Source organism: Streptomyces sp. NPDC088747 (genome assembly GCF_044751025.1).
In the GTDB taxonomy this organism is placed as follows: Bacteria; Actinomycetota; Actinomycetes; order Streptomycetales; family Streptomycetaceae; genus Streptomyces.
Genome location: NZ_JBIVKZ010000007.1, coordinates 260,982 through 286,152 on the forward strand (window position 1 = coordinate 260,982; position 25,171 = coordinate 286,152).

22 protein-coding genes and 5 pseudogenes are annotated in these 25,171 nt (G+C 65.9%); 17 read left to right on the forward strand and 10 right to left on the reverse strand.

Going from position 1 to position 25,171, the window contains the following annotated elements; all coding sequences use genetic code 11:
- Positions 1–312 precede the first annotated feature (312 nt).
- Entirely contained in the window at positions 313–879 is a 567-nt protein-coding gene (locus tag ACIP79_RS19145) for a snapalysin family zinc-dependent metalloprotease (protein ID WP_401224702.1), read from the reverse strand.
- Between the two features lie 490 nt (positions 880–1,369).
- Here ACIP79_RS19145 and ACIP79_RS19150 point away from each other — a divergent pair, with 490 nt between their 5' ends.
- Together ACIP79_RS19150 and ACIP79_RS19155 are read left to right on the forward strand one after the other, a co-directional pair.
- A complete protein-coding gene (locus ACIP79_RS19150; RefSeq protein ID WP_401224705.1) occupies positions 1,370–2,377 on the forward strand; it encodes an arabinan endo-1,5-alpha-L-arabinosidase in 1,008 nt (335 codons plus the stop codon).
- Entirely contained in the window at positions 2,359–3,792 is a 1,434-nt protein-coding gene (locus ACIP79_RS19155; RefSeq protein ID WP_401224708.1) for a family 43 glycosylhydrolase, read from the forward strand. Before ACIP79_RS19150 ends, ACIP79_RS19155 begins: the two co-directional genes overlap by 19 nt.
- Positions 3,793–3,862: 70 nt before the next feature.
- On the opposite strand, the pseudogene ACIP79_RS19160 reads toward ACIP79_RS19155, so the two are convergent.
- A pseudogene (locus ACIP79_RS19160) lies at positions 3,863–4,015 on the reverse strand (SAM-dependent methyltransferase); the annotation flags it as partial.
- Positions 4,016–4,076: 61 nt separating this feature from the next.
- Here ACIP79_RS19160 and ACIP79_RS19165 point away from each other — a divergent pair.
- The gene (locus tag ACIP79_RS19165) at positions 4,077–5,198 is read left to right on the forward strand and encodes a Gfo/Idh/MocA family protein (protein ID WP_401224710.1); all 1,122 of its coding nucleotides are present in this window, start codon (positions 4,077–4,079) and stop codon (positions 5,196–5,198) included.
- Positions 5,199–5,323: 125 nt separating this feature from the next.
- Positions 5,324–5,668: a hypothetical protein gene (locus ACIP79_RS19170; RefSeq protein WP_401224712.1), complete on the forward strand. Its 345-nt coding sequence runs from the start codon at positions 5,324–5,326 to the stop codon at positions 5,666–5,668.
- 340 nt (positions 5,669–6,008) lie between these two features.
- On the opposite strand, the gene ACIP79_RS19175 is transcribed toward ACIP79_RS19170, so the two are convergent.
- Complete coding sequence (locus ACIP79_RS19175; RefSeq protein WP_401224715.1) at positions 6,009–6,908, reverse strand: LysR family transcriptional regulator; 900 nt, start codon at positions 6,906–6,908, stop codon at positions 6,009–6,011.
- 116 nt (positions 6,909–7,024) lie between these two features.
- On the opposite strand from ACIP79_RS19175, the gene ACIP79_RS19180 reads away from it, so the two are divergent.
- The gene (locus tag ACIP79_RS19180; protein ID WP_401224717.1) at positions 7,025–7,729 is read left to right on the forward strand and encodes an SDR family NAD(P)-dependent oxidoreductase; all 705 of its coding nucleotides are present in this window, start codon (positions 7,025–7,027) and stop codon (positions 7,727–7,729) included.
- Positions 7,726–8,652: an NAD(P)-dependent oxidoreductase gene (locus tag ACIP79_RS19185; RefSeq protein ID WP_401224720.1), complete on the forward strand. Its 927-nt coding sequence runs from the start codon at positions 7,726–7,728 to the stop codon at positions 8,650–8,652. The genes ACIP79_RS19180 and ACIP79_RS19185 overlap by 4 nt, the downstream gene beginning before the upstream one ends.
- Positions 8,653–8,872: 220 nt before the next feature.
- Here the strand turns inward: ACIP79_RS19185 and ACIP79_RS19190 are convergent, their stop codons facing one another.
- The gene (locus tag ACIP79_RS19190; RefSeq protein WP_401224723.1) at positions 8,873–9,328 is read right to left on the reverse strand and encodes a winged helix-turn-helix transcriptional regulator; all 456 of its coding nucleotides are present in this window, start codon (positions 9,326–9,328) and stop codon (positions 8,873–8,875) included.
- Between the two features lie 48 nt (positions 9,329–9,376).
- Between ACIP79_RS19190 and ACIP79_RS19195 the strand changes: the two genes are divergently transcribed.
- Positions 9,377–10,159, forward strand: a complete 783-nt coding sequence (locus tag ACIP79_RS19195; protein ID WP_401224725.1) for an SDR family NAD(P)-dependent oxidoreductase — start codon at positions 9,377–9,379, stop codon at positions 10,157–10,159.
- Between the two features lie 313 nt (positions 10,160–10,472).
- On the opposite strand, the gene ACIP79_RS19200 is transcribed toward ACIP79_RS19195, so the two are convergent.
- Positions 10,473–11,288: an oxidoreductase gene (locus ACIP79_RS19200; RefSeq protein ID WP_401224727.1), complete on the reverse strand. Its 816-nt coding sequence runs from the start codon at positions 11,286–11,288 to the stop codon at positions 10,473–10,475.
- Positions 11,289–11,509: 221 nt separating this feature from the next.
- Here ACIP79_RS19200 and ACIP79_RS19205 point away from each other — a divergent pair, with 221 nt between their 5' ends.
- Positions 11,510–12,088: a TetR/AcrR family transcriptional regulator gene (locus tag ACIP79_RS19205; protein WP_401224728.1), complete on the forward strand. Its 579-nt coding sequence runs from the start codon at positions 11,510–11,512 to the stop codon at positions 12,086–12,088.
- 30 nt (positions 12,089–12,118) lie between these two features.
- On the opposite strand, the pseudogene ACIP79_RS19210 reads toward ACIP79_RS19205, so the two are convergent.
- The 3 pseudogenes from ACIP79_RS19210 to ACIP79_RS19220 form a co-directional block, all read right to left on the reverse strand.
- Positions 12,119–12,286: pseudogene (locus ACIP79_RS19210) on the reverse strand (IS1380 family transposase); the annotation flags it as partial.
- Between the two features lie 190 nt (positions 12,287–12,476).
- Positions 12,477–13,146, reverse strand: a pseudogene (locus tag ACIP79_RS19215) (response regulator).
- Positions 13,143–13,310 (reverse strand): annotated as a pseudogene (locus ACIP79_RS19220) (sensor histidine kinase); the annotation flags it as partial. The pseudogenes ACIP79_RS19215 and ACIP79_RS19220, both read right to left, overlap by 4 nt.
- A gap of 431 nt (positions 13,311–13,741) precedes the next feature.
- On the opposite strand from ACIP79_RS19220, the gene ACIP79_RS19225 reads away from it, so the two are divergent.
- Together ACIP79_RS19225 and ACIP79_RS19230 are read left to right on the forward strand one after the other, a co-directional pair.
- On the forward strand, positions 13,742–14,404 hold the full coding sequence (locus tag ACIP79_RS19225; RefSeq protein ID WP_401224731.1) for a hydrolase: 663 nt from the start codon (positions 13,742–13,744) through the stop codon (positions 14,402–14,404).
- A gap of 1 nt (position 14,405) precedes the next feature.
- Positions 14,406–15,599 (forward strand): amino acid ABC transporter substrate-binding protein, encoded by a 1,194-nt coding sequence (locus tag ACIP79_RS19230; protein WP_401224732.1) that lies wholly within the window; start codon positions 14,406–14,408, stop codon positions 15,597–15,599.
- Positions 15,600–16,906: 1,307 nt separating this feature from the next.
- Here ACIP79_RS19230 and ACIP79_RS19235 read toward each other — a convergent pair.
- On the reverse strand, positions 16,907–17,056 hold the full coding sequence (locus ACIP79_RS19235) for a hypothetical protein (RefSeq protein WP_401224734.1): 150 nt from the start codon (positions 17,054–17,056) through the stop codon (positions 16,907–16,909).
- Between the two features lie 627 nt (positions 17,057–17,683).
- On the opposite strand from ACIP79_RS19235, the gene ACIP79_RS19240 reads away from it, so the two are divergent.
- Positions 17,684–19,138, forward strand: a complete 1,455-nt coding sequence (locus tag ACIP79_RS19240; protein ID WP_401224993.1) for an alpha/beta hydrolase — start codon at positions 17,684–17,686, stop codon at positions 19,136–19,138.
- A 695-nt stretch (positions 19,139–19,833) separates the two neighbouring features.
- Here the strand turns inward: ACIP79_RS19240 and ACIP79_RS19245 are convergent.
- Positions 19,834–20,231: pseudogene (locus ACIP79_RS19245) on the reverse strand (IS5/IS1182 family transposase); the annotation flags it as partial.
- 41 nt (positions 20,232–20,272) lie between these two features.
- Between ACIP79_RS19245 and ACIP79_RS19250 the strand changes: the two are divergent.
- The 6 genes from ACIP79_RS19250 (at position 20,273) to ACIP79_RS19275 (ending at position 24,905) form a co-directional block, all read left to right on the forward strand.
- Positions 20,273–20,422, forward strand: a complete 150-nt coding sequence (locus ACIP79_RS19250) for a hypothetical protein (RefSeq protein ID WP_401224736.1) — start codon at positions 20,273–20,275, stop codon at positions 20,420–20,422.
- Between the two features lie 410 nt (positions 20,423–20,832).
- Complete coding sequence (locus tag ACIP79_RS19255) at positions 20,833–21,300, forward strand: MarR family winged helix-turn-helix transcriptional regulator (protein ID WP_401224738.1); 468 nt, start codon at positions 20,833–20,835, stop codon at positions 21,298–21,300.
- 1,511 nt (positions 21,301–22,811) lie between these two features.
- The gene (locus ACIP79_RS19260; protein ID WP_401224740.1) at positions 22,812–23,015 is read left to right on the forward strand and encodes a hypothetical protein; all 204 of its coding nucleotides are present in this window, start codon (positions 22,812–22,814) and stop codon (positions 23,013–23,015) included.
- Positions 23,016–23,145: 130 nt separating this feature from the next.
- On the forward strand, positions 23,146–23,685 hold the full coding sequence (locus ACIP79_RS19265; protein WP_401224741.1) for an LLM class flavin-dependent oxidoreductase: 540 nt from the start codon (positions 23,146–23,148) through the stop codon (positions 23,683–23,685).
- A gap of 60 nt (positions 23,686–23,745) precedes the next feature.
- Entirely contained in the window at positions 23,746–24,216 is a 471-nt protein-coding gene (locus ACIP79_RS19270; RefSeq protein ID WP_401224742.1) for an LLM class flavin-dependent oxidoreductase, read from the forward strand.
- The gene (locus ACIP79_RS19275) at positions 24,213–24,905 is read left to right on the forward strand and encodes an NADPH-dependent F420 reductase (protein WP_401224744.1); all 693 of its coding nucleotides are present in this window, start codon (positions 24,213–24,215) and stop codon (positions 24,903–24,905) included. Before ACIP79_RS19270 ends, ACIP79_RS19275 begins: the two co-directional genes overlap by 4 nt.
- Positions 24,906–25,171 lie beyond the last annotated feature (266 nt).

The following is a 25,171-nucleotide window of genomic DNA, read 5'->3' on the forward strand; positions in this document are numbered from 1 at the left end:
GCTCTCCGGCCCGGTGGCCCTCCTCGCCCCGCCGCCCGGTCTGGGGGGGGGGGTGGCGGGGCGGCGCCCCACGGTTCCACGGGTACCCACCCCGCCCCCCACGCCTCCGCGCCGCCTCGGAACGGGTCCGCTGGGCTGCGTGGGCCGAGACACGTTCGAGCGCGGGCCACCGGCGCCCGGGCGGTGCGATCCAAGGCCGGCGAGGCGACGGTCCCGACGAGATCGAGGTTTGGTCGGAGGCCGGATGTCCGGCGGTTCGAAGGCGGACGCGCTGCCTCGAACCGCCATCGGGCGTCCGCGGCGTGGCGCGCGTCAGTCCACGATCACCCCGGTGCGTACCGCCGGGGCCTGACCTGCGAGGGCTGCGCCGAAGTTCCTCTCGACCTCTGCCTTCTCCGCCGAGTTCGGGTACGGGTTCGTGCACGCGGTGCCCGCGCTGGAACCGGACATCAGACTTGAGCACGGCCCTGGCTTACGATCCGGCAGTCCGAGGATGTGCCCGAGTTCGTGTGCGGAGATGCGGACCGTGTTGTAGCCCTGGTCGACGGCTTGGCGCCCGATGTAGACGGTGCCGCTGCCCAGCGCGGTGGGTAGCGCCCGTGGCCAGCCGTTGTCCGCGAGGACCCGTATGGTCGCTCGTTGCCCGGAGGCGACGGGACGCAGCTCGACGGCGTCGACGCTCTCGTTCCAGATCGCGGCGCCTCGGTCGACGGCACTCCGGAACTCCGCGGATCCGCTGGCGTCGTAGATCAGGACACGGGCGGCCGCGGCTGCGGGGGCGCTTGTCGCGTGGGATGCCGCCGCGGCGTGTCCGCCGGACAGGGCCAACGACATCAGGCAGGCAGCGGCCAGGCCGCCGGACAGCTTACGGACGTACATGATCGACCTCCTTGTGGGGGAAGGGAGTTCGCACTCATGACAGTCGTGCTCATGACATTCAGGGAGTCCACTGCCCAGTTGCGGCGCGGCCGAATCCGTTAATGCGCGCCACCCCGGGCCCGCTCTCCCGGACATGGGCTTGTCGGCACCCTTGTGCCCGGGCGGGCGGGCCCACCGGAGCGCAGCCCTTCGGTGCACAGTGTCGGATCACCGAACGTCGGGAGGTCCTGGAATCGCAGCCCTGCGTGCCGACGTCCGCTCCATGTCGGGCGAAGTGATGGCGCGTCAAGTCCGTTGTGGGACAGCCGGACCGTCGAGAAACTGTCGAAAAACTTTCGGCGCCCACCGGGGTGCGAGGTGCTGCGTGAACCGTTGACGCGCAAGGGGTTCGATTCTACGTTCCCGTTCGAAGTCATGACCAATGTCCGTGATTTCGAACGAGCTGTCTCGCACAGCTCCCCCCTCGCACTCTATTCGTAGGAGGACCCGCGTGAGCCGCACCTCCAGCAGGATCACCCGCAGCATCGCTCGCAGTGGCGCTCGCCGCAGGACGGCACTGCTCGCCCTCCCCGCGGCGATCCTGCTCGCCCTCGTCCCCACCAGCGCCTCCGCGTACCCGAACCCGGGCACCGTCACGGGCTCGACCGTCGTCCATGATCCGACGATGATCCGTACCTCGTCAGGCCAGTACCTGCTGTACGCCACCGGCGGCGGACTCGGCTACAAGACCTCCAGCAACCGGATCGCCTTCAGCGCGGGCTCCGACGCGTTCGGCACCAGGCCGAGCTGGTGGTCGGCGTACGCGACCGAGGCGTGGGCGCCCGACATCTCCTACCAGGGCGGCAAGTACCTGATGTACTACGCCGTCTCGACCTTCGGCTCGAACAAGTCGGCCATCGGACTGGCCGCCTCGACCACCGGGCTGCCGGGCTCCTGGAGCGACTACGGGACGGTCTACACGTCCACCGCCTCCAGCGACTACAACGCCATCGACCCGAATCTCTTCGTCGACAGCGACGGCAAGTGGTGGCTTTCCTTCGGCAGTTGGTGGACCGGGCTCAAGATGATCCAGATCAACCCCTCGACCGGCAAGCAGCTCTCGACGAACACCACGCGATACTCCATCGCGTCCCGCCCGACCGGTACCAAGGCCGTCGAGGCGCCGTCCATCGTCAAACGGAACGGCTACTACTACCTGTTCGCCTCGTACGACACCTGCTGCGCCGGCACCAGCTCGACCTACAAGGTCAAGGTCGGCCGGGCCACCAGCGTCACCGGGCCGTACTACGACAAGAACGGCGTCGCCATGACGAACAACGGCGGTACGCCCGTGCTGGAGTCGCACGGCCGCTACATCGGCCCCGGCGGCCAGTCGATCATGGCGGACTCGGACGGCGACCTGATCGTCTACCACTACTACGACGGTCAGGACAACGGCACTCCGAAGCTCGGTATCAACCTCCTGAACTGGAGCACCGGATGGCCCGTCGCCTACTGACCCTGTTCGCCGCGCTGCTGCTCGCCCTCTCGCTCGGGCAGTCGCCGGCGAGCGCGGCCACCTTCGCCAACCCCGTCAAGTCGGTGAAGGGTGCCGACCCCTGGATCACCTACTACGACGGCAACTACTACCTGGTGTCGACGAGTTGGACCGACGTCATCACCATGCGCAAGTCACCTACTCTGGCTGGACTGTCGACCGCGCCCAGCGTGCAGGTGTGGAAGGGTGACGCGGCCTCGCGTTGCTGCAACATCTGGGCGCCGGAACTCTTCTACTCCGGCGGTAAGTGGTATCTGTACTTCGTGGCCGGACAGAACGTCGCCGACTACAACCCGACCCAGCGCACCCACGTCCTGGAGAGCTCCGGCTCCGACCCGATGAGCCCGTACACGTACAAGAACCAGCTCAACAGCGCCTGGATGCTGGATCCGAGCGTGCTCAATGTGAACGGGCAGTTGTATCTGCTGGGCAGCGCGAGCGGCGGCACCCAGAACCTCGTCATCGCGCCCATGTCCAACCCCTACACGCTCCAAGGGTCCTTCTCGACGATCTCCACGCCGACGTACGCCTGGGAGAGGTCGGGCGGCACAGTGAACGAGGGACCCGAAGTACTGCAACGCGGCGGCGTCACCCGGATCATCTACTCCGCGAGCGGGTGCTGGACGCCCGACTACAAACTCGGGCAGCTGACGCTGACCGGCACCAACCCGCTCTCCGCGTCCTCCTGGACGAAGAAGTCCACGCCGGTCTTCCAGCGCAACGACAGCGCAGGGGTGTACGGGCCCGGGCACAACGGCTTCTTCAGCTCACCCGACGGGACCGAGAGCTGGATCGTCTACCACGCCAACGACAGCGCGAGCGACGGCTGCGACAACGGGCGCACCACGCGGGCGCAGAAGTTCACGTGGAACTCCGACGGGTCACCGAGCCTCGGTACGCCGGTCGCGCTCGGGGCGAGCATGGCCGGGCCGTCGGGGGAACCTTCGAGCACGTCGACCACGTACACGCTCACCAACCGCAACAGCGGCAAATGCCTTGAGGTGGCCGTGAGTTCGACGGCGGACGGCGCCAACGTCCAGCAGTACACCTGCAACGGAGGGAACAACCAGAAGTGGCGGGTTGAGGACCGGGGCGACGACACGAGCCGACTGGTGAACGTGGCGTCCGGCAAGGTACTGGACACCGCCGACTGCTCCACCGCCGACGGCGCCGATCTGCGCCAGTGGTCGTGGCTCGACAACACCTGCCAGCGGTTCCGGTTCCCGGTCACGAGCGGGGGCTATGTGCAGGTGGTCAACCAGGCCACCGGAAAAGTGGCGGACGTCGCCGACTGCTCCACTGCCGACGGCGCGGACGTCCGCCAGTGGACGTGGCTGAACAACACCTGCCAGCAGTGGCGCTTCAACACGGCATGACACCCCACATGGTTGCGCGTGGAGCACGGCCACGCCTTCCTCAACGAGGACTGGGACGGGCCCTCCCGGGCGGCAGAAGGTCAGACCCGGTCAGCGGCGATGAGGAGGTCCTGAAGGAGCCGTCCTTGTAGGAGTTGATGTACTCCCGGCGCGAGTGGATGTGGCACTCGAAGTGCGCGTTGATCTGGGAAACCCACTTCGACGGCTGGCCGTACCGCGGGTTCGAGTATGTTGCAGACGCGGCCGCGGACGTGGTCCACGCGAAAGCTAGACTCGCTGCCCGGATGCGGGAGGAGCAGGCAGTGACCAGAGCACCCATACGGTTCGGCATCGTGGGAACTGGCTGGCGAGCCGAGTTCTTCGTTCGGTTGGCGAGGGCGATGCCTGATCGGCTGGCGGTGGCCGGCGTGGTGTCCCGCTCCGCTGAACGCGCTGCCCGACTGGAAGCGGAGTGGGGTGTGCCTGCTTTCCAGACAGTCGCCGAACTGTGCGACGGCGCACCGGAGTTCGTCATCGCGTCGGTACCGTGGGAGGTCACGCCGCAAGTTGTGCGGGAACTCGTCGAGCGCGACATGCCGGTCCTCGCCGAGACACCGCCCGCCCCCGACGTCCGAGGGCTTCAGCAACTGTGGGCCGACGTGGGATCCGCGACGCGCTCAGGAGGAGGCGCTCTTGTCCAGGTCGCGGAGCAGTACACGCGGATGCCCGGACACGCTGCTCGACTTGCTCTCTTGGAAGAGGGGGTGATCGGCGAGGTCACCTCTCTACAGGTTTCCTCGACCCACATGTACCACGCGATGTCGTTGATCCGGCACACACTGGGCGTCGGTTTCGAACCCGCGACGGTCACGGCCCGGGCTTTCACGGCCCCTCTCGCCGACCCGCTGACGCCCAGCGGCTGGACGGACGACCTGACACCGAAGGACGCCGTCACCACCCTTGCTCTGCTGGACTTCGGCCGGGCCCGTACGGCCGTCTACGATTTCACGGACAACCAGTGGTGGAATCCGTTGCGCGCCCGCCGGATCGTGGTGCGCGGGTCCCTCGGTGAGATCGTGGACGACACGGTGGTACGGATGGTCGATCCGCGTACGCCTGTGGAGTCCACGCTGATGCGCCGCCGCACCGGCACCGACCTGAATCTTGAGGGGTTCGAGGTGCACCACATCTCCTTCGACGGGCGAGTGGTATGGCGCAACGACTATGTGGGACTGAACCTGTCCGAGGACGATCTGGCTGTTGTGGACCTGCTGTTTCGAACAGGCGCTTGGGTAAGGGACACCGGACCGGAACCGTATCCGCTGGCCCAGGGGTGCCAGGACCATCTGCTGGCGTTGGCCTGCGAGGAGTCGGCGCGGACCGAGGCGCCGGTAACGACGGTGGTCCAGGGATGGGCGGACAGCTGAGACGCCACGCCTGCGCCCGGGCCACCCCCGGCGCGACTTGGTCTCAACCTGAGCGGCGTGGTCTCCTCCATACAGCGCTGGAAGCCACCGGCGCCGCATCGATCCTCGATGTTTTCCCCGACCGGTTGGACACCCTGCTGGGTGTCGGCGGACACCCGCTCACCGACGCACAGGCGCAGCAACTCGCCCTGACCCGCCTGCTGCTCACCGACGCCGATCTGGTGATTCTCGACGAAGCGACCGCCGAGGCCGGCTCCACCTACGCCGGACAGCTCGACCGCGCTGCTGATGCCGTCCTCGCCGGGCGCACCGCAGTCGTAGTCGCGCACCGTCTCTCCCAAGCGGCAACCTGCGACCGGATCATGGTGATGGAGCGCGGCCGGATCATCGAGACCGGCACCCACGGAGAGCTGGTGGATGCCGGTGGTGTGTACGCCGGACTGTGGGCGGCCTGGGAGGCCGCCCGGTGACAACAGCATCACCAGGCCGGGGTTCGCCACGGTGCGCGAGCTTGTCTGCGTGAAGGACTGCGTCACCCAGAAGGCCAAGTTCAACTCCGCCGACACGTTCTGACCCCGTTCCCGTTCCCGGTCCGCGCGGAGCACGGGGGTACGGCCGTGGGTGCGCGCCGTCTCCGACGACCTTCCCGCCGGGCAGAGGGCGGCGCCCCGCCTGCGCGGGACACTCATTTCCGCCGTGCCCGTATTTGTCCTGGCACGAGACACCCCTCCCCGGATTGTCGGCCCGTGCCATGTGGTGGAGTGGTCCGGCGATGTCGAGGCGTGCGAGACCGGCATTCGCTCCCACTGTTCAGAACATCCCGTTGTCGCGCGTGTAGTTGGGGCTGAGATTCAGCAAGGCGGCGACAGCAGGGCTTGGTTCACGTCCCGAGCGGACCGCGAACGACAGGACGAGCGAGGGTACGGGACCGGACAGCGGCTTGATGACCACTCCGGCCGCACCCATCAGCTCGTAACGGGGTACGACGGCTGCGCCGCCGATGGCGCGCACGTACGGCGCGGCCGAGGCGATATCCGTGATCTCGACGGACACGCGGCGCTTGATGCCCAGTTCACCAAAGGCCCGGTCCATGGCGGCCCGTGAGCCGAAGCCGCTCGCCTCCGAAACTAGATTCTCCTGCGAAAGATCCTTGAGCGTGACGTGTTCGCGCTGCGTCAGTGGATGTTCGGACGGCAGGATCACCACGAAAGGGATGGTCGCGAACTGCCGCAGGTCGAGGTCGTGCGCCTCGGTGGCGGCCAGCGCCATGACACCGACGTCGAGTCGGCCACGGCGTAAGTCCTCGGCGATTGCGCCCGACCCGGATCCGGAGACCTGGACCTGTATGTCCACCAGCGGGTGACGTTGACGGAAGGCGCCCACCAGGCGCGGCAGGTCCAGCGCGGTGAGGCCGGTCATGGTGCCGATGCGCAAGCTGCCTTGCAGGGTTTTCGACGCTTCGCCGACCACTTCCCTCGCTCGCTCCGCGGCCGACACGACCGACTTGGCCTCGGGCAGAAACACCCCGCCCGCCGCGGACAGGGCCACGGTCCTGGTCGACCGGTCGAAGAGCGACACCTGGAGCTCCTCCTCCAAGGCGCGGACAGCTGCCGACACGGTCGACTGAGCTGCGAAAAGGCGGGCCGCAGCGCGGGTGAAGCTGAGTTCTTCCGCCACCGTGATGAAATAGCGCAACTGCCGTATTTCCACTCGGCAATTATCGGTTTCATCGATAACACCTGTCAATGTTTTTCGTTGGACTCGATATGCCTTCCGCGTCAGGCTGTCGCCGACGGAGAATTGCACCGCCTGACGAAGGGAAGGTCATGAGCAAGCAGGTCTTAATCGTCGGAGGTACGTCGGGAATCGGCCGCGAACTCGCGGCAGCCTATGCCCGCCGGGGCGCCTCGGTGGTCATCGCCGGCCGCGACGGTATACGTGCCGAGACGGTAGCCGCCGAACTCAACACCGAGGCGGACACTGCCCACGTGCGGGGCATCGCGGTCGATCTCTCCAAGCCCGAGGTCCTCAAGGAGGCGTTGAGCGGCATCGACCAAGTCGACTCGGTCGTCCTCACCGGCATTCAGCGCGACACCAACACGATCGCCGGCTATGACATCGCCCGGGCAACGGAGTTGGCGCTCGTCAAGATCGTCGGCTACACCGCGACCGTCCACGCCCTGCAGTCCCGTATCGCTCCCCATGGCTCGGTGCTGCTGTTCGGCGGCCTGGCCAAGGATGTGCCCTACCCCGGCTCCACCACCGTCTCCACCGTGAACGCGGCTATGACAGGTCTGGTGGCGACGCTGAGCAAGGAGCTGGCGCCGGTCCGCGTCAATGCCATCCACCCCGGCATGGTCGGCGACAGCCCGTACTGGGCCGGCAACGAGCGAGTCGTGGAGGCAGCACGTACTCGGATCCTGACCGGTGTCGTCCCCACGATGCGGGACATCGTCGAGGGCTGCCTGTTCCTGCTGGAGAACCCGGCCGCGAACGGCGTGAACCTCGACCTCAACGGCGGCTACGCATGACCGACGCCCTGCCCACGTTGGCCGTGATCGGCGTCGGCCGCATCAGCCGCCCCATGGTCGTCCGCCTGCGCAGGGCAGGGCACAGCGTCACCGTGACCAACCGTACCCAGGCTCACGCCCTCGATATCGCAGCGGAGACGGGCGCCTTCGCGGTCGGTTCCCCGCGCGAGGCGGCCTCCCGTGCCGACATCGTCATCGTCTGTCTGGCCGACGACGTCGCGGTGGGCGAGGTCTACGACGGGCCCGACGGCATCCTCGCGGGGGTACTTCCGGGAACAACCGTGCTGGAGACCAGCACCATCGCCCCGCAGACGGCCAGAGCCCTCGCGCCGCGGGTACGCGAACGCGGCGCCGTACTCCTTGACGCGCCGATGTCTGGTTCCGTCGAACTGGCCGATCGCGGTGAACTCACCTTCCTGGTCGGCGGCCCCAAGGAAGCACTTGACCGGGTACGTCCCGTCCTGGACGTACTGGCCACGCGCATCCTCCACTTCGGGGAGCCGGGCAACGGCAATGTCATGAAGCTGGTGATCAATTCGCTGCTTCAATCGCTGGCGACAGCACTGGCCGAATCAGTCGTCCTGGCTGAGCGCGCGGGCATCGACCGGGCCGCCGCCTACGACGCCTTCACCCAGAGCCCAGCCGCAGCCCCCTTCGTGCTGTACAACCGTGACAACTTCGTACGACCACGCGAAGCGGCCATCCATATGACGCTTTCTCTAGTTGCGAAGGACCTGACACTGATCGACGCCCTGGCGTCATCGGTGGGAGCGCCCATGGCCCAACTGGAGGCGAACCGCAGGCTCATCGACCAAGCGATGGCCGCTGGACTGGGGGACCGCGACGGTGTTTCCGTAGTGGCCGAACTTCTGCGGAACAACGCTGCGACCGAAATAGGACAGTCACCGGGGCAGCAGAACTGACCGACAGGAACGCTGTGACCCGCTGAACACCACCCTCAGTATCCCGGGATGCTTTCCCGGCCCAGCCGCACGGACTCGCGGCAGGAACCGTCGTCGGGGGAGTGGCTGAGGCTGCAACCGATCAAGGGCCAGAAGCTCTTAAGCGGGGTGGTGGCCTGCAGGTGTGGTTGAGCGCCTCCCGCGGTTTTGGCCGTCATCGGCTGCCGAACCCGTGTCCGGACTAGCTCGCCGGCGCATCGCCGCCTTCGACGCTGTTGGTTCGGCCGGCTGGGCGTGACGGCGCATGCCGCTGCCCCCACTGGCGCAGCTCGGCGAGAACCGGGAGCAAGGCGCGGCCGGCCCCGGTCAGGACGTACTCGTAGCGCTCAGGACGATCCTGGTATTTGCGGCGCTGAACGACGCCGACCTCCTCGAGCTTGCGCAGGCGGGCGGCCAGCATCTGACGTGGGGCCCCTGTCCTGGTCCGAATCTGGTCGAACCGGCGCACATCGAAGCCAATCTCCCGTACCACCAGCAGGGACCAGCGGTCGCCGACCAGGTCCAGGGCGTCGGCTATCGAGCAGATACGGGTTCCATCAGCGGCGAACGTGTCGAAGTCTGCCATCACCACCACCACCTCCTTCTCCTCGTCGATCCAGACCACAAGCGTAGTCGGTTTGATTTTCAGACCGACCATGCAACACTGCGCTAGTAAGTCTGAAAATCGAACCCACTGGAGATTCGCATGACCACCACACAGACCGCGACCGGACTGGAAGACGCCATCGCGGTGGTAACCGGCGGCGGTCGGGGCATCGGGGCGGCCGTCAGCCTGGCCTTGTCCATGAGCGGCGCCCATGTCGTTCTGGTCGGGCGTGACAAGCCCACCCTCGATCGACACGCCACCAGCCTGCCGGGCCGGTCGACAGTCCTTCCCACTGACCTGGCCGCGCCGGGGGCTGCTGAGCAGCTGGTCCGCGAAGTCGTCGACCAGCTCGGCGGCGTCGACGTCCTGGTCAACAACGCTGGTGCCGCTGCTGGAGGGCCCAGTGACAACGTGAGCGAGCAGGACATCGACAGCGTGCACGCCTTGAATGTTCGGGCTCCGCTCCTGCTGGCCGGCCGCTTCGCACGGGTCATCGCCGAGAGAGGCGGCGGCGCCATCGTCAACGTCTCCTCAGCGCTGGCCGAGCGGGGCACGCCGCAGAACATGGTCTACGCCGCCTCCAAGGGCGCGCTCGAGGCCGCCACCCGATCCCTGGCCAGTGAGTGGGGGCATCGCGCGGTCCGGGTCAACGCGGTACGCCCCGCCGTCACCCGCTCGGACATGTCGGCAGCCATCACCAGCGATGAGGGCATCACCAAGGCGTACTTGACCTCGGTCCCGCTCGCACGGCTGGGTGAGGCTGAGGAAGTCGCGAATCTGATCCACTTCCTGGTGTCCCCGGCAGGCAGCTATGTCACCGGCCAGGTCATCGGTGTCGACGGCGGCTGGGGAAGTGCGGCCCGATCAATCTTCGCGAGCTGAGCCCCCGACGCCCACCAGAAGCCGTGAGCCGTGGTTCCCGCTTCCGTGCATGGCTCTGAGCTGATCTTCGGCATCCTGCCATGATGTGACGCGGGGCACGTCGCCTGCCCGGCGGCCCGGTGGCCTGACTGCTGATCCACTGATCCACTGATTCATCCCCGCTCCCTGCCATCCGGCTCCGCGTGAGGGCGCCGCTGTCGGCACAGGCGGCGGCGCCCTGACGCCGGTCGCTGTGAGCCGGATCATGACTTGCGGGCGACTTGGGCGCGTCCGCATGCGGTGGGCGCGGGACGACCACGCATGAGCTGGAAGATCAACTGGCCAGCTTGTTGAACTTGCGGATCTGCCTGTCAAAAGCTCGCGCGGGAACGATGCGGCGCAGCAAGCTGAGCCGGCCGGCCAGCGGACCGGCGGTGTACCGAAGCTTCGGCGTGGAGTCGGTGGCCGCTGCCAGGATCGCCTTGGCGACGGTGACGGGGGCATCGCCGCCCTTGACCGCGTCCGCGACAAGCTGGTCAGCGATGCGGCGCTGCTGCGCGTAGACCGCCAGTGGCGCGTCGGGCTGCACGATGTTGCCCTCGAACGCGGTATTGGTGGCGCCGGGCTCAACAAGTAGGACTCGGACGCCATGCTCACGGACTTCGTGGTCCAGGGACTCGGAGTAGCCCTCGAGCGCGTGCTTGGAAGCGACATACACGGCCATGTAGGGCTGGGGGATGAAACCGTAGATCGACGATGTGTTGATGATGCGTCCCCGGCCCTGGGCGCGCATGTGGGGCAGGACGGCCTTCGTCGTGCGCATGACGCCGAACACGTTGATGTCGAAGATGTTCTGGTCCTGGACGAGGGAACTTTCCTCGGCGGCACCTGTGGAGCCGATGCCGGCGTTGTTGACCAGGACGTCGATGCGGCCGAACCGGTCGATGACCTGCTGGATCAGGGCGGTGACCGACGCGTCGCTGGTCACGTCAAGGTCGAGGAAGGTGATGCCGTCGAGCGCGGCGACCTTCGATGTGTTCCGGCTGGTTCCGACTACGTCGAAGCCCGCTGCGGCAAGCTCCAGGGCCGTTGCCCTACCAATGCCGGAGGATGCCCCAGTCACTACCGCTACCGCTCGCCTTGTCGCCATAGGAACCCCTTAGAAGTGCTCGATCGCGGTCACGGCGCCCATGGTGGCCCGGGACCTCCGACCTCATGGGGCGGCACCCTCACGGCTACCGCCTCCATCTAGCTGCATCATCAGTGTAGCGATTTGGGCTCTAACTGCAACAGTAGTGTTCTAGTTTCAAGGGTATCCGGACCTGAGGCGTATCGTTTGGCAGACAGGTCGGCGACGGGAGCGGGGGAGACATGGGGCGAGCGCTGCGAGCCGACGCCGAGCGCAGTGTGCGAGCGATTCTGGAAGCGGCCGAGAGAGTGCTCGCCGAGAATCCCGGCGCGTCCATGGAGCAGATCGCCGACGCGGCGGGCCTGGCCAGAACGACAGTTCACCGACGGTTCGCGAACCGTCAGATCCTCATCGAGGCGCTGGCCGTATCCGCCAAACGGCAGCTCACCGAGGCCATTGAGGATGCCCACCTCGACACCGCTCCTCCGCTCGTCGCGCTCCACCGCGCCATTGCCAACACGCTGCGGATCAAGAGCGCCTGGAGATTCACTCTCGGCAACCCCTTGGCCGAGACCGGTCTCGCCACCGACGTCTGGACCGACCTCAACGCGCGGTCCCTGGAATTCCTCCGCCGCGCGCAGCGCGAGGGACTACTCGATCCAGCCGCCGACTTGGAGTGGACGCGGCGCGTGTACTACGCCCTCATCGGCGAAGCCCTGCACGGACCCGGCGCGGACCGCGACCCCGACGCACAGGACCCGGATGCGCTGGCCACACGGATCGTCGACACGTTGCTGAACGGCGTAGGACGACGCGACTGAGTCACGCCTGCTCGGCCACGGAGACAAGGGCATCGCCTCCCCGCAGTCGGCGAGCATGATCGCGAGATCGACCGCGATCCGGCCGGGATCGTGCCCGGTGCCATGCGGTCTCAGTGGGCGGAGTGCGTCCGTGAATGCACTGGTCAGGATGGTGACATCGGAGAGATCGGCCAGCAAGCGGGATCCGGCGTGGCTGACCCCCGTCATCTTCCCAGCTTGGAAGGCACTTTCGCTTTCCGCTCAGGATTTCGGACACTGCCGTAGGCGAAACGCGCAGGCCAGTCCGCACCGAGGGACAGAGCAATGCCTGTGTAATCACGGGGAGTTGAGGGACCGTACAGCCGACCCCCGGAACGCAACCTGAACCCGACCCGAAGGCGGCCCGAACTCAGGCAGTCCCAGGTATCACAAGCCCCGACTCGTACGCCACGATCACCAGTTGTGCCCCGTCCCGAGCCCCCAACTTGCCCATGATCCGGCTGACATGGGTCTTCGCGGTCACCGGGCTGAGTCCCAACGCGTCGGCGGTCTCGGAGTTGTTGAGACCGCGCGCGACCAGCGTGAGCACCTGCCGGTCCCGCTCGGGCAGCCCGCTCGGCCCGCCCACCGCGGATGTCGTCCCGGTGTTCGGCGTACGAAGAAAACGGGCGATCAGCCGCGAGGTGGGACCGGGCGAGAGGAGGGAATCCCCCGCGGCCACCGTCCGGATGGCGTCCAAGAGTTCGGCCGGCCTGATGTCCTACACGAGGAAGCCGGACGCCTCGGCCTGCAGGCTCTCGACGATGTACTCGTCGGTCTCGTACGTCGTCAGGACGAGCACCTTCACCCCCGCGAGATCCTCGTCGGCGGCGATGCCGGGTCGCCTCGGTCCCGTCGAGGTCGGGCATGCGGATGTCCATCGCGATGAGATCGGCCCGCGCCGACCGGGCCAGTGAAACGGCCTCCCGCCCGGTGCCCGCTTCGGCGACGACCTCCATGTCCCTGGCCGACGAGACGAGCATCGCGAAGGAGGCCCGTACGAGGTTCTGGTCGTCGGCCAGCAGTACACGGATGGTCATCGAACCTCGTCCTCCCGGGACAGCGGCAGTGTGGCGGTCACCTCGAAGCCCTCGGCGGGCCCCGGACCGGCGTCCAGTGTGCCGCCCACGCTGCGGGCCCGCTCCCGCATTCCGACGAGCCCGAACCCCCGCGTGCCGTCGGACGGGCCCACCCCGCCGCCCGTCCCGCGTCCCTGACACTCACCGCGCGGTATCCGCGGCGGCCGGCCGTCGGCCTTATGCCGTCAGATCTACAAGCGATGCGACGTGGTGGAAACCTGCTTCAACCGTTTGAAGCAGTGGTGGGGCATCGCCACCTGATACGACAAGACCGCTGAGAGCTGGCCTGGTGGGTGTGCGGCTGGAGATAGGTCAGCATCTAGTTGACATGTCAACCGCTGCCTGCGTTAATTTAGGTGACGCGTCACCCAGCTGGGGCCGTTGGTCGCGTGTTTTCGTGGGCCGTCTCTGAAAGCCGAGGTGGCTTGCGGGGCAATCCCGTCGATCGGACTGTTGGCTGGCCGGTTAGGTCCCAGGGTGACTGCGCGGACACGGTAAGCCATATCCACCTGCCGCCATCTGAGCGCGCATCCCACATACCGCAGAGAGGGACCCCATGAGCAAAGAAGCCAAGTCCGGACTTCAGGCACTGCTGACGCCTGAGGAGAGCGTTGTCGTCCTGATCGACCACCAGCCGTTCCAGTTCGCCAACCTGCACAGCCACGAACCCACGATGATCGTGAACAACGTGGTGGGCCTCGCCAAGGCTGCCAAGGTGTTCGACGTCCCGACCCTCCTGACGACCGTGCTGGAGGAGCGCGGCGGCTACCTCATCAAGGGGCTGCAGGACGTATTCCCGGACCAGAAGCCGATCAACCGCACGTTCATCAACACCTGGGAAGACCAACGTGTTGTCGATGCTGTCAAGGCGACCGGCCGCAAGAAGCTGATCATCGCCGGTCTTTGGACGGAGATCTGTGTCGCGATGCCGGCGATACAGGCGGCGGGTGAAGGCTTCGAGGTCTTCGCCGTCACCGACGCCTCGGGCGGCGCCTCGAAGGAAGCCCACGACATGGCCGTGCAGCGCATGATCCAGGCGGGCGTGACGCCGATCACCTGGATGGCCGTGCTGGGCGAGTGGCAGCGCGACTGGGCCCGCGAGAAGACCGTTCCGGGCGCCGCCGAGGTCCAGCTGGAGCACGGTGGTGCCACCGGTGTGGCCTTCGCCTGGGAAATGCAACTGCTGGCAACGCCCGCGCCGGTCGGAAGCGACGCCTGACATGGCTGCCGCCCCGGCACCGATCCGTATCGGCTACTGCCTGTCGCTGACCGGTCCGCTTGCGGACAACAGTCGGTCGGCCCGTCTCACTCATGAGATCTGGCAGCAGGACATCAACCGCCGGGGCGGCCTGCTCGGCCGTCCGGTCGAACTCGTCTGCTACGACGATCAGGCAGACGCCTCTCTGGTTCCCGGGATTTACAAGCGGCTGCTCGACGAGGACAACGTCGATCTCGTCATCGGTGGTTACGGCACCAACACCCTCATGTCGGCAATGCCGTTGGTCATGAAGCGGCAGCGCTTCTTCGTCGGGCTCATGGGCCTCGGCGTCAACAACGCGCTGGCCTACCCGGACTACTTCGCCATGATCCCGACCGGGCCGGACCCGAACGCCGCACTCACCGAGGGATTCTTCGAACTTGCCGCACAGCAGCATCCGCGGCCGACGACCGTGGCGCTCGTCTCCGCAGATGCCGAGTTCTCCCGCAATCCTATTCTGGGTGCCAAGGCGAATGCCGAGAAGTACCGCATCAAGGTCGTCCACGAAACCACCTACCCGCTGACGACTCAGGACTTCGCGCCCGTCATCGATGCCGTCGCGGAAACAGATGCCGACCTCCTATTTCTCTGCTCCTACCTTGCCGACTCGATCGGCCTCGCCCGAGCCCTCCGGTCGCACAGTTTCCGGCCGAAGATGGTCGGCGGTGCCATGATCGGTCCGCAGAACAATGCGGTGAAGAAGGAACTCGGTCCGTTGCTCAACGGCTTCGTGAACTATGAGTACTGGGCGCCAGTACCAAAAATGATGTTCCCGGGAGTTCAGGAACTGCTGAACACCTACCAGGAACGTGCTGGTAGAGCCGGCGTTGACCTCCTGGGGCATTACATGGTGCCGCTCGCGTATGCCCAGATGCAGGTAGTCGCTCAAGCTATCGAGGCGACCGGCGGATTCGACGATAAGAGCCTCTCCGCGTACGCGCGGGAGGAAATCTTCCAGACCGTCATGGGCGATATCCGGTTCGGCGTGAACGGTGAGTGGGCGGAGCCGCGGGTTTTGCAGGTTCAGTTCCAGGGAATTTCCGGTCATGAGGTCGATCAGTTCCGGAAAGGCTCGCGACAAATCGTGGTGTCGCCGCCGGAATCCTCTTCCGGGGCGCTCGTCTTTCCCTACGCGGAAGCCCTAACTGCTGAGTAAGGGGAGGACGACGAACCGGAGTCCGCTGATCAATTCAGGAGCAACGGAGCCGGATAGCGGCAGTGCCCGCCAGTCCAGAATCGAGGCGTAGGACGCCCGCGCGACCCCATGCTGGTCGCGACTGCCATCGCGGAAACGGTGCTGATCTCCGGCATGGGCGGGTAGCGGGCCAGCCGGAACAGAACGTGCTGCAAACGGTGGGTTGGATCGGATCCTTCGCACCCTATGTTCTGGAGATCTCGGATTCCGGTGATCCAACGGAGCCCGCGCTCGGAGGTGTGGTTCAATTTTCGGGTGAATGCCCTGAATCTGAGCCGACTCATTGCACCGCCTTTCGCGTGGGCGAAGAACCACATTCCCGTATCGCTTACGCCTGACCACTTCCAGTCGCACGGGCTGAAGGTGCACGCCGACTTGATCGGCGGCAGGCTCCGGATTTCGTGGCTGTACAGCGTAAGGTGCTACGACCCAGGAGCAGCGAGGGCGGCGGCGAGTTCAGCCGCGGTGACGGCGGGCCTTGACCAAAGGCCGGGTAGTTCGGGCTCGCGGAGAACCAGCACGCCGATTACGGTTCGGCACCTACGGAATCTGCTACGAGCGAAAGACCTGCGGTCCCGCAATATCGAGCAATTGCCAAATTCGGCACTATTGAGGCGTAGGTCTGCGTTCATTGATCGGCAAGCCCTGCTAGGACTCCGTTAGGTCAAGAGCGTCGAGACCGGCAAGTGCGCCAATCTCCCAAACTTGGGGGAGGGCAGCCGCCGACCCGGTGAGGCGGTCGACTGTCGACCCACTACCCGGGACAGTCAATTTTGGAATCTCAAGGCGATTGACCCGTAGGGCGCCCCTGGGGCGAGCCTTTTCGTGATCAAGAACCGTCTGGACGCTCTCTGCGTGGACGTGACGTGGCCGCGCCCGGCAGCGTCACACTCGAGGCCAAGCTCTCAGAAGAACCGCTGCAACGATAAGGACTCGGCTACCAACGCTGGTGACTGGAGCCACGTTTCGAGGTCCTGTGGATCCGTCCCGCCTCCAGCAACCTGTGTCTGGCGGTGGACGGGGGCAGGGCGGGCGGAGGCAATGGCAGGCTCAACGTAGCGGACTGCGGCGACACGGCTCGAAGCGCGGAGCGCTGGTCGGTCGTCTCAGTCGCTGAGCCTGTCTCCTGAGAGAGCTTTGGGTCGCAGCGCCAACAGGGTGAGGAAGAGCTGTGCTGTCGGTGACGAGAGTGACGTGGTGGTGCCAGCCGCGCCAGGTGCCGTCATCGAAGTGGTCCAAGCCCATGCCGCGTCCAGTTCGCGATAGTCCTACTCGACGGGCCGGCGCATCTTGGCCAGGTGGACCAGGCCGACGATCAGGGTGGAGATGGCCCCGTCTGCCTTCCAGTAGTTGGTGGGCTCACCGAAGCGTGCCCGGGCACCGCGTCTGTAGCTTCCACCGATCCCGGAACGGTCCACTCCTCCTGATCCCCTTGGCATCGTGGGTACATTCCCGTGTCATCGACGGCCATCAGCTCGACGACGATCGCGAGGCTTGTGCCATCGGCTTCCCCATCGACTACCACCGGGCCCTTTTGGGACTTTTCCGTACGTTCGTAACGCTCCTCCAGGCCGCACTTTCCGAGCACAGGAAAGAAGTTGATACATCAACGGAAGGTGGCTAGGGTGAAGCTCTGCCTGATGGAACTCACGTCGGGTCGCACAGGTCGGATCCAGGTAGAGGTCGTTTGGCGGTCAAAGTGAGCGACGTGCCCGATGCATAGCGTTTCGAGGCCCGCGTCGACGGAAAGTCCAAGGCGGCGAGCGCCGTTGGATTCATCCGTACGGCTGAGCTCGTTGCGCTAGTCCGCCCGGCGGCCGGGGTGCACACGCGTCTTGGGTGCTCCGTCGAACCATGGTCATGGCTCCTGAGGGCCCGCTACCGGCAGAGACTCGCAAGCAATCCGGAGGCGATAGCCAGTGTCGGAACGATCAGAAGACCCAGAAGGCAGGCGCGGGTTTCCGGCTGCTGACACGGGCCCCCCGTCGAAAGTACCCTCACGTCCTCGTGTCCATCGGGGGCGGAAACGGCCACACAGGAAGGCTCTGGCCGTCACTCTCTCCATCGCTGCGGTCGCGGTGACCGCCTTGGCGGGCGCTTTCGCAGCGACGGGGGAAACGCATGAGGACACAGCGGCACCACTGAAGTGGGGCTCATGCCCGAAGGAAGCCGCCGCGCCCCGTCTGGAGTGTGCAAATCTGCGAGTTCCTCTGGACTACGGTGAGCCCGACGGCCGCCAGATCGAGATCGCGGTCTCCAGATTGGCCAGTGAGAAGCCCGCCAAGCGTCGGGGGGTGTTGTTCACGAATCCGGGGGGTCCCGGCGCGGCCGGGCTCATCTATCCAGCCGCTCTCGCAGCCTTGGGACTGCCCAAGGAGGTGGTGGATTCGTACGACCTGATTGGCTTCGATCCCCGGGGCGCGGGTCACAGCTCGCCAGTGAGCTGCAACCTGACTCCGCAGCAGCAGGAACGGGGCGCGTTTCCGGCGTATGCCCGCACCGCCGCGGACGTCACCCGGGAGGCCAAGTACGCGCGCACCATCGCCCGGCAGTGCGCTGACTCGCACAGCGCTTGGATGTTGCCGCACACCACCACCGCGAACACTGCGCGGGACATGGACCGCATCCGAATGGCTCTGGGCGAGGGCAAGATTTCCTACCTCGGAGCTTCGTACGGCACCTCGCTCGGTGCGGTCTACGCGACACTCTTCCCGACGCACGGGGATCGGATCGTACTCGACAGCAACTTGGGGCCTCGAGGCTACGACACCGGCGCCTTCCGGCTGGTCGCCAGGGGAATGGAAGAACGTTTCCCGGAATTCGCGGCCTTCGTGACCAGCCATCCCCAGTATGGACTGGGCACCACGCCCGGGCAGGTGACCGCCAAGTTCTTCGAACTCGCCAAGCGGCTGGACGAGAAGCCGGTCGGTGGCGTCGACGGGACGATGTTCCGCGGCCGGACGCTCGACGGCCTCTACGCCGACGTGCTCATGCCGGAGGTCGCGAAGACCTGGCAGGCACTCGACAAGGGCGAGCCGCTACCGCCCGCCGCGCCGCCAAACGCGGAGAACTCGATGGCAGCCCGCCTCTACGTCCTGTGCGCCGACACACGCTGGCCCACGAAGATCAGGGAATACCAGCGTGACGTAGCAGTGGACCGGTTGCTGTATCCGAAGCTGGGCGGCTCCACGGCCAACATCGGGCCCTGTGCCTTCTGGCCGGACAGGGCTTCCGTACAGCCGGTGAAGATCGGCAGTCGCGGCCCCTCGAACATCCTCCTCGTGCAGAACGAGCGTGATCCTGGAACCCCGCTGCTCGGTGCCAGGAAGCTGCGCTGGGCGCTGGGTCAGCGGGCCACGATGGTGACCGCCGACGAGGGTGGCCACGGCGTCTATCCGTTCGGCCGCAACAAGTGCGCGAACGATGCGGTCACCACCTTCCTGACCACCGGGGGGCGCCCCGCTTACGACAAGGCCTGCGCTACCGAGCCGGTCAAATAGCGTACACGCGTGAGCGATGTCGCCGTCGTACGGGCCAGGGGTGCCCATCGTCCGCTGGCCAAACTGGGACTGAGCCCGTAGGACGTGCATCTGGGTAAGGCGTGCGTTCGCCGACCCACGTCGGCAACGAGCCAGGGCAACTGCCTTGAGCGACAACGGCGTTCATCGATGGCGGCCGGTGACACGGGAGCTCACGCTGACGCCGGCCCATCCGCGCGACGCCCGCACCCCGGATGTGCTGGACGGTGAGGCGTCGCCGAGGACTTGCCGCACTGCCCACGTCCTACCTGCTGCTTGAGGACCTGCCGAAGGGCGAAGGGGTACCGACGATCTTATCGATCGGCCCCCACTCCGGAGAGAAACAGCCCGAAGGGACACAGCCTGGGCCCTTCGACGCGCTTCCACGACTTCGTGAAGGGCACAGACCTGTTCGACAAGGAGCGCGCCTTCGTGGTGGTGGACTCACGCGGATACGGCGGCTCCATCGAATGCCTCAACCTCGGCCCCTGGATCGACACGGGATCGAGCCATTCGGCGCGCCAAACCATTCACGTAAGCTCCACATCGTCCCCGACGATTTCGGCTGACAGCCGTCCCGCGCGACGACCCGCGACGAGCGGGCGCCGAGGTGGGAGTGACTGTGCCAGCAGTACGGCGTAGACCGCGGGGCGCAGCCACTGCTGCCCTGCTGGTGTCGGGCCGTGCCAGGAGATGGTGCTCTTTCCGGTGAAGCGGCGGGCCATGAGGTCGGTCTTGGCGAGGTGGATCATGGCTTCGGAGCGGTGTGGGTGGGTTTCGTGGTCGCGGACCAGGCGGCGGTGGAGCGTGAGCCAGCCGTAGGCCCGCTCGATCGTCCGGCGTTTCGGGATCGAGGTGAACCCCCTGGTTACGGGGGCGCGATGCCGAGAGTGGCCGCGTGCTCGACGAAGGGCTGGCAGTAGCCGCCGTCGACCCAGACCTTTCGCAGGCCGGGGTGTTCGGCGGCGGCCTGTTCCGGGAGGGTGCGGCCGGCAATGGAGTCCTGGACGCCGGGTGCGGTGACCAGCACCGCCAGTAACAGGTCGAGGGTGTCGGTGATGATGCTGCGCTTGCGGCGGGGGCATCACCCTTGACGCCGCCGTCATGGAGGCCGGCGTGGCAGCAGACGATTTGCCCGAGCGAGTGGGGGACTGCGCGCGATCAAGCGAGCGCCATGCCGCGGTGCAAGCCCTCTACAGCAAAGGCATGCAGATCGACGTGATCGCCAAGACTCTCGGGCTCGACCGCCAGGCCGTGCGCCGCTAGACCCGACGACGTGTCCCGCGGCACCGGCTCCCGCCGCTGCGGTCAAATCCCCAGCCACACGCCCTACCTACAACCGGCACTGGCGCGAGGGCTGCACAGACGGGTCGCGGTTCTACGCAGAGATCGTTGAGTTCGGCTACCGCGGCATCGGACGCTCCGTCGGCACCTGCAACAGCTTTGGGCCAGCGGCAGACCCGCTCCAGGTGAGCCCAAAGAGCTGACCGTCCGGGAATCAGAACCGCTTGCCAGGGCCGTCGTCAGCAACCCAGTCCCACGCCGATCTGTCTGTGGTGGACTGCCCCAGGCTCCGTGAGCCAGCCGCCGCCGATCGCTGGACCTGGGTTGACATCTTCTGCATGACCGTTTCATGCCAGTAGATGAGGTGTCAACATCTTCGTTATGATGCGCTCATGAACGTGACACCTATCTGGCTCAATCCGGATGAGAAGGCCGCCTGGGACAGCTTCATCCGTATGCAGGAGACACTCATCGGACGGCTGTCCCGCCGAGTCCAGGCCGACTCCGGAATGTCCGCTTCCGACTACCTCGTCCTCGCCAGTCTCACCGAGAGGGGCGCCGGGCGGATGCGCCTTCTGGATCTGGCCCAAACCGTGGAGTGGGAGAAGAGCCGGATGTCCCACCAAGTCACGCGGATGACGAAACGTGGGCTCCTGGTGAAGGAGGATTGCCCCGACGACGGACGCGGAGCATTCGTTGTAGTGACGGCAGCTGGCTACAAGGCGATTGAAGATGCTGCCCCGATGCATGTGGAGCACGTCCGCCGCCTGTTTATCGACGCCCTGCCTCCTGGCGAGCTCAGCACACTCGGCCTGATCTCCAAGAAAATCTCGGACCATATGGCGAAGCAGCCGGACTGACCTGGAAGGCAGCCGGGCTGACCTGGAAGTATGAAGTACGCCCTGAGAGGTTAACTCCACCGCGGCCAAGTTTGCTCAACTGAGAAGCGCGGCATCGAGGAGTTGAAGAAGAAGCGCCTGCTGCGCTGCTCCAGAATCAGCATATCTAAGACGGGCTCTCACGTCGCCGAGCATCAGGCGAGCCCCCGTGGCAGCACTGGCAGCAGCAAGGGAAACTTGCGTGCACAGCCGTGACCACAGGGTGTCCTCGTTCGACAGGGCAGGCCAACTGGAGATATCGGCAAACAGTGGCTTTCAGCGAACATCCCGCGACCACTAGTCACCGCGAATGCCATTCGCCTGTCAGATCCGTATGTCACCATCTCCTGCGACTGACCGAGGTCTGCCGCGTACGTCTTGCCGACGAGCTGAGCTGGCAGGACCAGGGATTCTCTCCTGAGGGTAACCTGCGGGCGGGTTGAACCTGCAACTCACCCACAGGCAATGTACTACGAAGACTCCGCTCGGTTGGCAAGTCAGGAGAGTGAGGGTGACCGATTGCCTGAACTACGGTCACCGAAGCCGAGCGGCCGAGAGCAGGTCAGGGCCTCCGCTGGCCGTGCCGGAATTGGCGCCTGGCCGCAGATGCGGTGGTTGATGCCGAGGGCCGTCACGGTAAGTGGCTGCTCAACTGTCGGCCTGAGATGCGACTTCCTCTTCAGCTCCACCGGCGGTGGGCCCCAGCACCCCTTCCAGTGAAGGTTGAATCTGCGTCAGCAGGCAGTGAAGCTGGTTTGCCACCCGGGGTCGCCTCGCCGGCCAGGTCGTCGTCGGACCTTGGGGTGGCTGTCGCCGGTTGGCACGTCGACGGCCAGGGGACCTCAGGAAGCACACGCCGATTCCTTCGGCGGGGACCGTATTCCGTTTCCCCTTCCCGCGGTCGAACGCGCCGTCCGCCGCCGTTGACCGCTTGCCTGCGTGCCTGGATCGCGGTGGCCTCCAGCAACGCGACGCCTCCGGCCTGGGAATAGGGGAGCAGCTTGCGCACCCACAACTGGCTGCAGGTCGGGCCGCGCCATGACCCGCGGGGGCAAGTTCTCACCGCCTTGCAGGCCCAGCCGGACGTCGAGGACAGCCCGGACTCGGTTGTCCCGGTCAACTCCACAATCGGCTCCGCACTACCGGAGAACGCTCAAAAACCCTGGCCGGCGAGGTATGCGACCAAGGCCACGGTCAGCCCAGCTGCGGACTGCTCACCAGATCGCTGACCTGCGCTTACGCCCACCACGCCACGCCTTTGACACGCAACAAAGAGGGTGGCATAGTTGATGTGTCAACTGCATGATGGGAGGCGGCCGAGGATGAACGAGGGCTGCTCCACTGGGGCCGGCAACTCTTCATGCGCCGGGTGCGGCTTTACCCGCGAATGTCCGACGGGGCATCCGGGAGTGAGTGGGGATTGAGAAGAACCGTGCATCGGCGTTCGGTCGCCGGAGCTGCCCATCGCGCGACGCTCTCTCGGACTGATCGCCGTGATCGCCGTGACCGGCGTACAGGAGCGGGAGCCGCACTGGTGGTACCGGAAGCCGGTCGTGATTCAGGTCAGCCAAGAGCGGGGATTCTCCTCGCCCACCCAGGGAGCGGATGTGCTGGAGATCCACACCGGGGTGCTGCACGTCGGTGTGGTGGAGACGGTGGGTCGCCTCTCGTGCGCGCGATCTGTTGGTCGGCGGTGACGAGACGTGAGACCTGACCGGCTCGGCAGCGAACGCGCGCCGATTAGCCGGGAAGGAGGCCCACCCTCTCATCACGAACAACGCACCATCACACCCCGAAATAGCGAAAACGTTGAAGAAAGTTCCCACAATGGATATTTCGCAAATCGAGTTCGGTATCGACAGCTTCGGAGATCGGCCTCGCAACGACCGGGGAGAGATCGTCTCCCACGCGGAGGCGATCAGGGCCGCGGTGACTGAAGCGGTTCTAGCCGACGAGGTCGGTATCGACGTGGTCGCGCTGGGCGAGCACCACCGGCCTGAGTACGCGATCTCCAGCCCTGAGACGGTGCTGGCGGGCATCGCGACAGCCACGAAGCGCATCCGGCTCGCCTCGGGCGTGACGGTGCTGTCCTCGGACGATCCGGTGCGAGTGTTCCAGCGGTTCGCTACGGTCGATGCGCTCTCCAACGGCCGCGCTGAGGTAATCCTCGGACGCGGTTCCTTTACCGAGTCGTTCCCCCTGTTCGGGTACGAACTGAAGGACTACGAGGTGTTGTTCGAGGAGAAGGTCGAGCTCTTCCATCGGCTCCTGGACGAGAAGCCAGTCACTTGGGAGGGCACCACGCGCGCCGCTCTACACGATGCGGACGTGTACCCGAAGACCGATTCGGGACGTCTCAACACCTGAGTGGGAGTTGGCGGGACACCGAATTCCGTACTGCGTACCGCTCAGTATGGCTTCCGGCTCATGCTCGCCATCATCGGTGGCGCCCCTGATCGGTTCGCTCCCTATGTGGACCTGTACCAGAAAGCGAGCAAGGAGTTCGGCACGACCGCTCAGCCCGTCGGGATGCACTCGCCCGGTTTCGTCGCCCCTACTGACGAAGAAGCCAAGGATCTCTTCTACCCCGGATACAGAGAGATCCGCGACCGGATCGGGTCGCAGCGCGGTTGGCCGCCGCTCCGCCGGGAGGAATTCGACGCCGAAGTGAACCGTGGGTCACTGTATGTCGGTTCAGTCGAGACGGTCGCGACCAAGATCGCTCATGCTGTCCGGGTACTCGATGCGGGGCGGTTCGACATGATCTACTCCGCCGCCGGCACCGTTTCAGCCTCGGCACGGCTGCGTTCGGTCGAGCTGTACGGCACCCAGGTCATTCCTCGGGTCCGTGAGCTTCTGGCCGAGCAGCCCGTGGCTGCTGTACGGGTGACACGATGACCGCCCCCGTCACCACGATCGGGATTCTGGGAGCCGGGAAAATCGGCACCGTCCTGGCGCGTTTGGCGGTCGCTTCCGGGTATCGGGTCTTGGTCTCCGGGTCCGGTGATCCCGCCAAGATCGCGCTGACCACCAAAGTCCTCACCCCTGGAGCGACCGCTGTGTGGCCGGCTCAGGCCGCGGATGCTGCCGACGTGGTGGTCCTGGCTCTGCCGCTCGGCAGACACCGCGACCTCCCAGTTCCGAACTTGGAGGGAAAGCTGGTCATCGATGCGATGAACCACTGGTGGGAGGTCGATGGTCCCCGCGACGCGATCCTCCCGGCCGGTATCTCTTCGAGCGAAGTCGTTCAGCGGTTCCTGACGGGCGCGCGTGTCGTGAAAGCTCTCAACCACATGGGCTACCACGACCTCGAAGACGGGGCTCGTCCGACAGGCAGCCTCGGGCGCAAGGCGATCGCGATCGCTGGTGACTCGCCGGAGGATCTTGCCATCGTGTATGCACTGATCGACACGCTCGGCTTCGACCCTCTTCCCATCGGTGACCTCGCCGCGGGCATCCGGCTCGAGCCCGGCACCCCCGCCTTCGGAGCCAATGTCGACGCCGAGCAGCTTCGCACGCTTACTTTGGCCGGTGCTCCCGAATTTAGAGAAAATAGCGGCGCATCCGTTACGGCGCCGCCAGCTTGATCGGCTCGCACGTCCTGATTGTCATGCCGATTGAACTCCAATCGACACGGCCGAATCTTTCGTCTCTCCCGGCGTAAGCAGAGAATCGATATCCTTCCCTCCTGCGATATTCCAGGAGTTCGGTGGACGTGGTCTGGCCGCACTGCTGGTGCGGGAATCCCTTTCAGGCAGCATTCTTGAAAAATTCACCCAGTCGATTCCTGCTGACATCAAATTGATCACATCCTCTGCGCCGAGGGAGGCTCGCGATAGTCTCCCTGGTGCAT

Coding starts and splice junctions, on each gene's coding strand:
- ACIP79_RS19270 (WP_401224742.1), top strand. CDS start 23,746: ATGCTCGCCATCATCGGTGGCGCCCCTGATCGGTTCGCTCCCTATGTG.
- ACIP79_RS19190 (WP_401224723.1), bottom strand. CDS start 9,328: ATGGTCGGTCTGAAAATCAAACCGACTACGCTTGTGGTCTGGATCGAC.
- ACIP79_RS19230 (WP_401224732.1), top strand. CDS start 14,406: ATGGCTGCCGCCCCGGCACCGATCCGTATCGGCTACTGCCTGTCGCTG.
- ACIP79_RS19165 (WP_401224710.1), top strand. CDS start 4,077: ATGCGGGAGGAGCAGGCAGTGACCAGAGCACCCATACGGTTCGGCATC.
- ACIP79_RS19275 (WP_401224744.1), top strand. CDS start 24,213: ATGACCGCCCCCGTCACCACGATCGGGATTCTGGGAGCCGGGAAAATC.
- ACIP79_RS19145 (WP_401224702.1), bottom strand. CDS start 879: ATGTACGTCCGTAAGCTGTCCGGCGGCCTGGCCGCTGCCTGCCTGATG.
- ACIP79_RS19155 (WP_401224708.1), top strand. CDS start 2,359: ATGGCCCGTCGCCTACTGACCCTGTTCGCCGCGCTGCTGCTCGCCCTC.
- ACIP79_RS19255 (WP_401224738.1), top strand. CDS start 20,833: ATGAACGTGACACCTATCTGGCTCAATCCGGATGAGAAGGCCGCCTGG.
- ACIP79_RS19180 (WP_401224717.1), top strand. CDS start 7,025: ATGAGCAAGCAGGTCTTAATCGTCGGAGGTACGTCGGGAATCGGCCGC.
- ACIP79_RS19185 (WP_401224720.1), top strand. CDS start 7,726: ATGACCGACGCCCTGCCCACGTTGGCCGTGATCGGCGTCGGCCGCATC.
- ACIP79_RS19195 (WP_401224725.1), top strand. CDS start 9,377: ATGACCACCACACAGACCGCGACCGGACTGGAAGACGCCATCGCGGTG.
- ACIP79_RS19265 (WP_401224741.1), top strand. CDS start 23,146: ATGGATATTTCGCAAATCGAGTTCGGTATCGACAGCTTCGGAGATCGG.
- ACIP79_RS19205 (WP_401224728.1), top strand. CDS start 11,510: ATGGGGCGAGCGCTGCGAGCCGACGCCGAGCGCAGTGTGCGAGCGATT.
- ACIP79_RS19200 (WP_401224727.1), bottom strand. CDS start 11,288: ATGGCGACAAGGCGAGCGGTAGCGGTAGTGACTGGGGCATCCTCCGGC.
- ACIP79_RS19225 (WP_401224731.1), top strand. CDS start 13,742: ATGAGCAAAGAAGCCAAGTCCGGACTTCAGGCACTGCTGACGCCTGAG.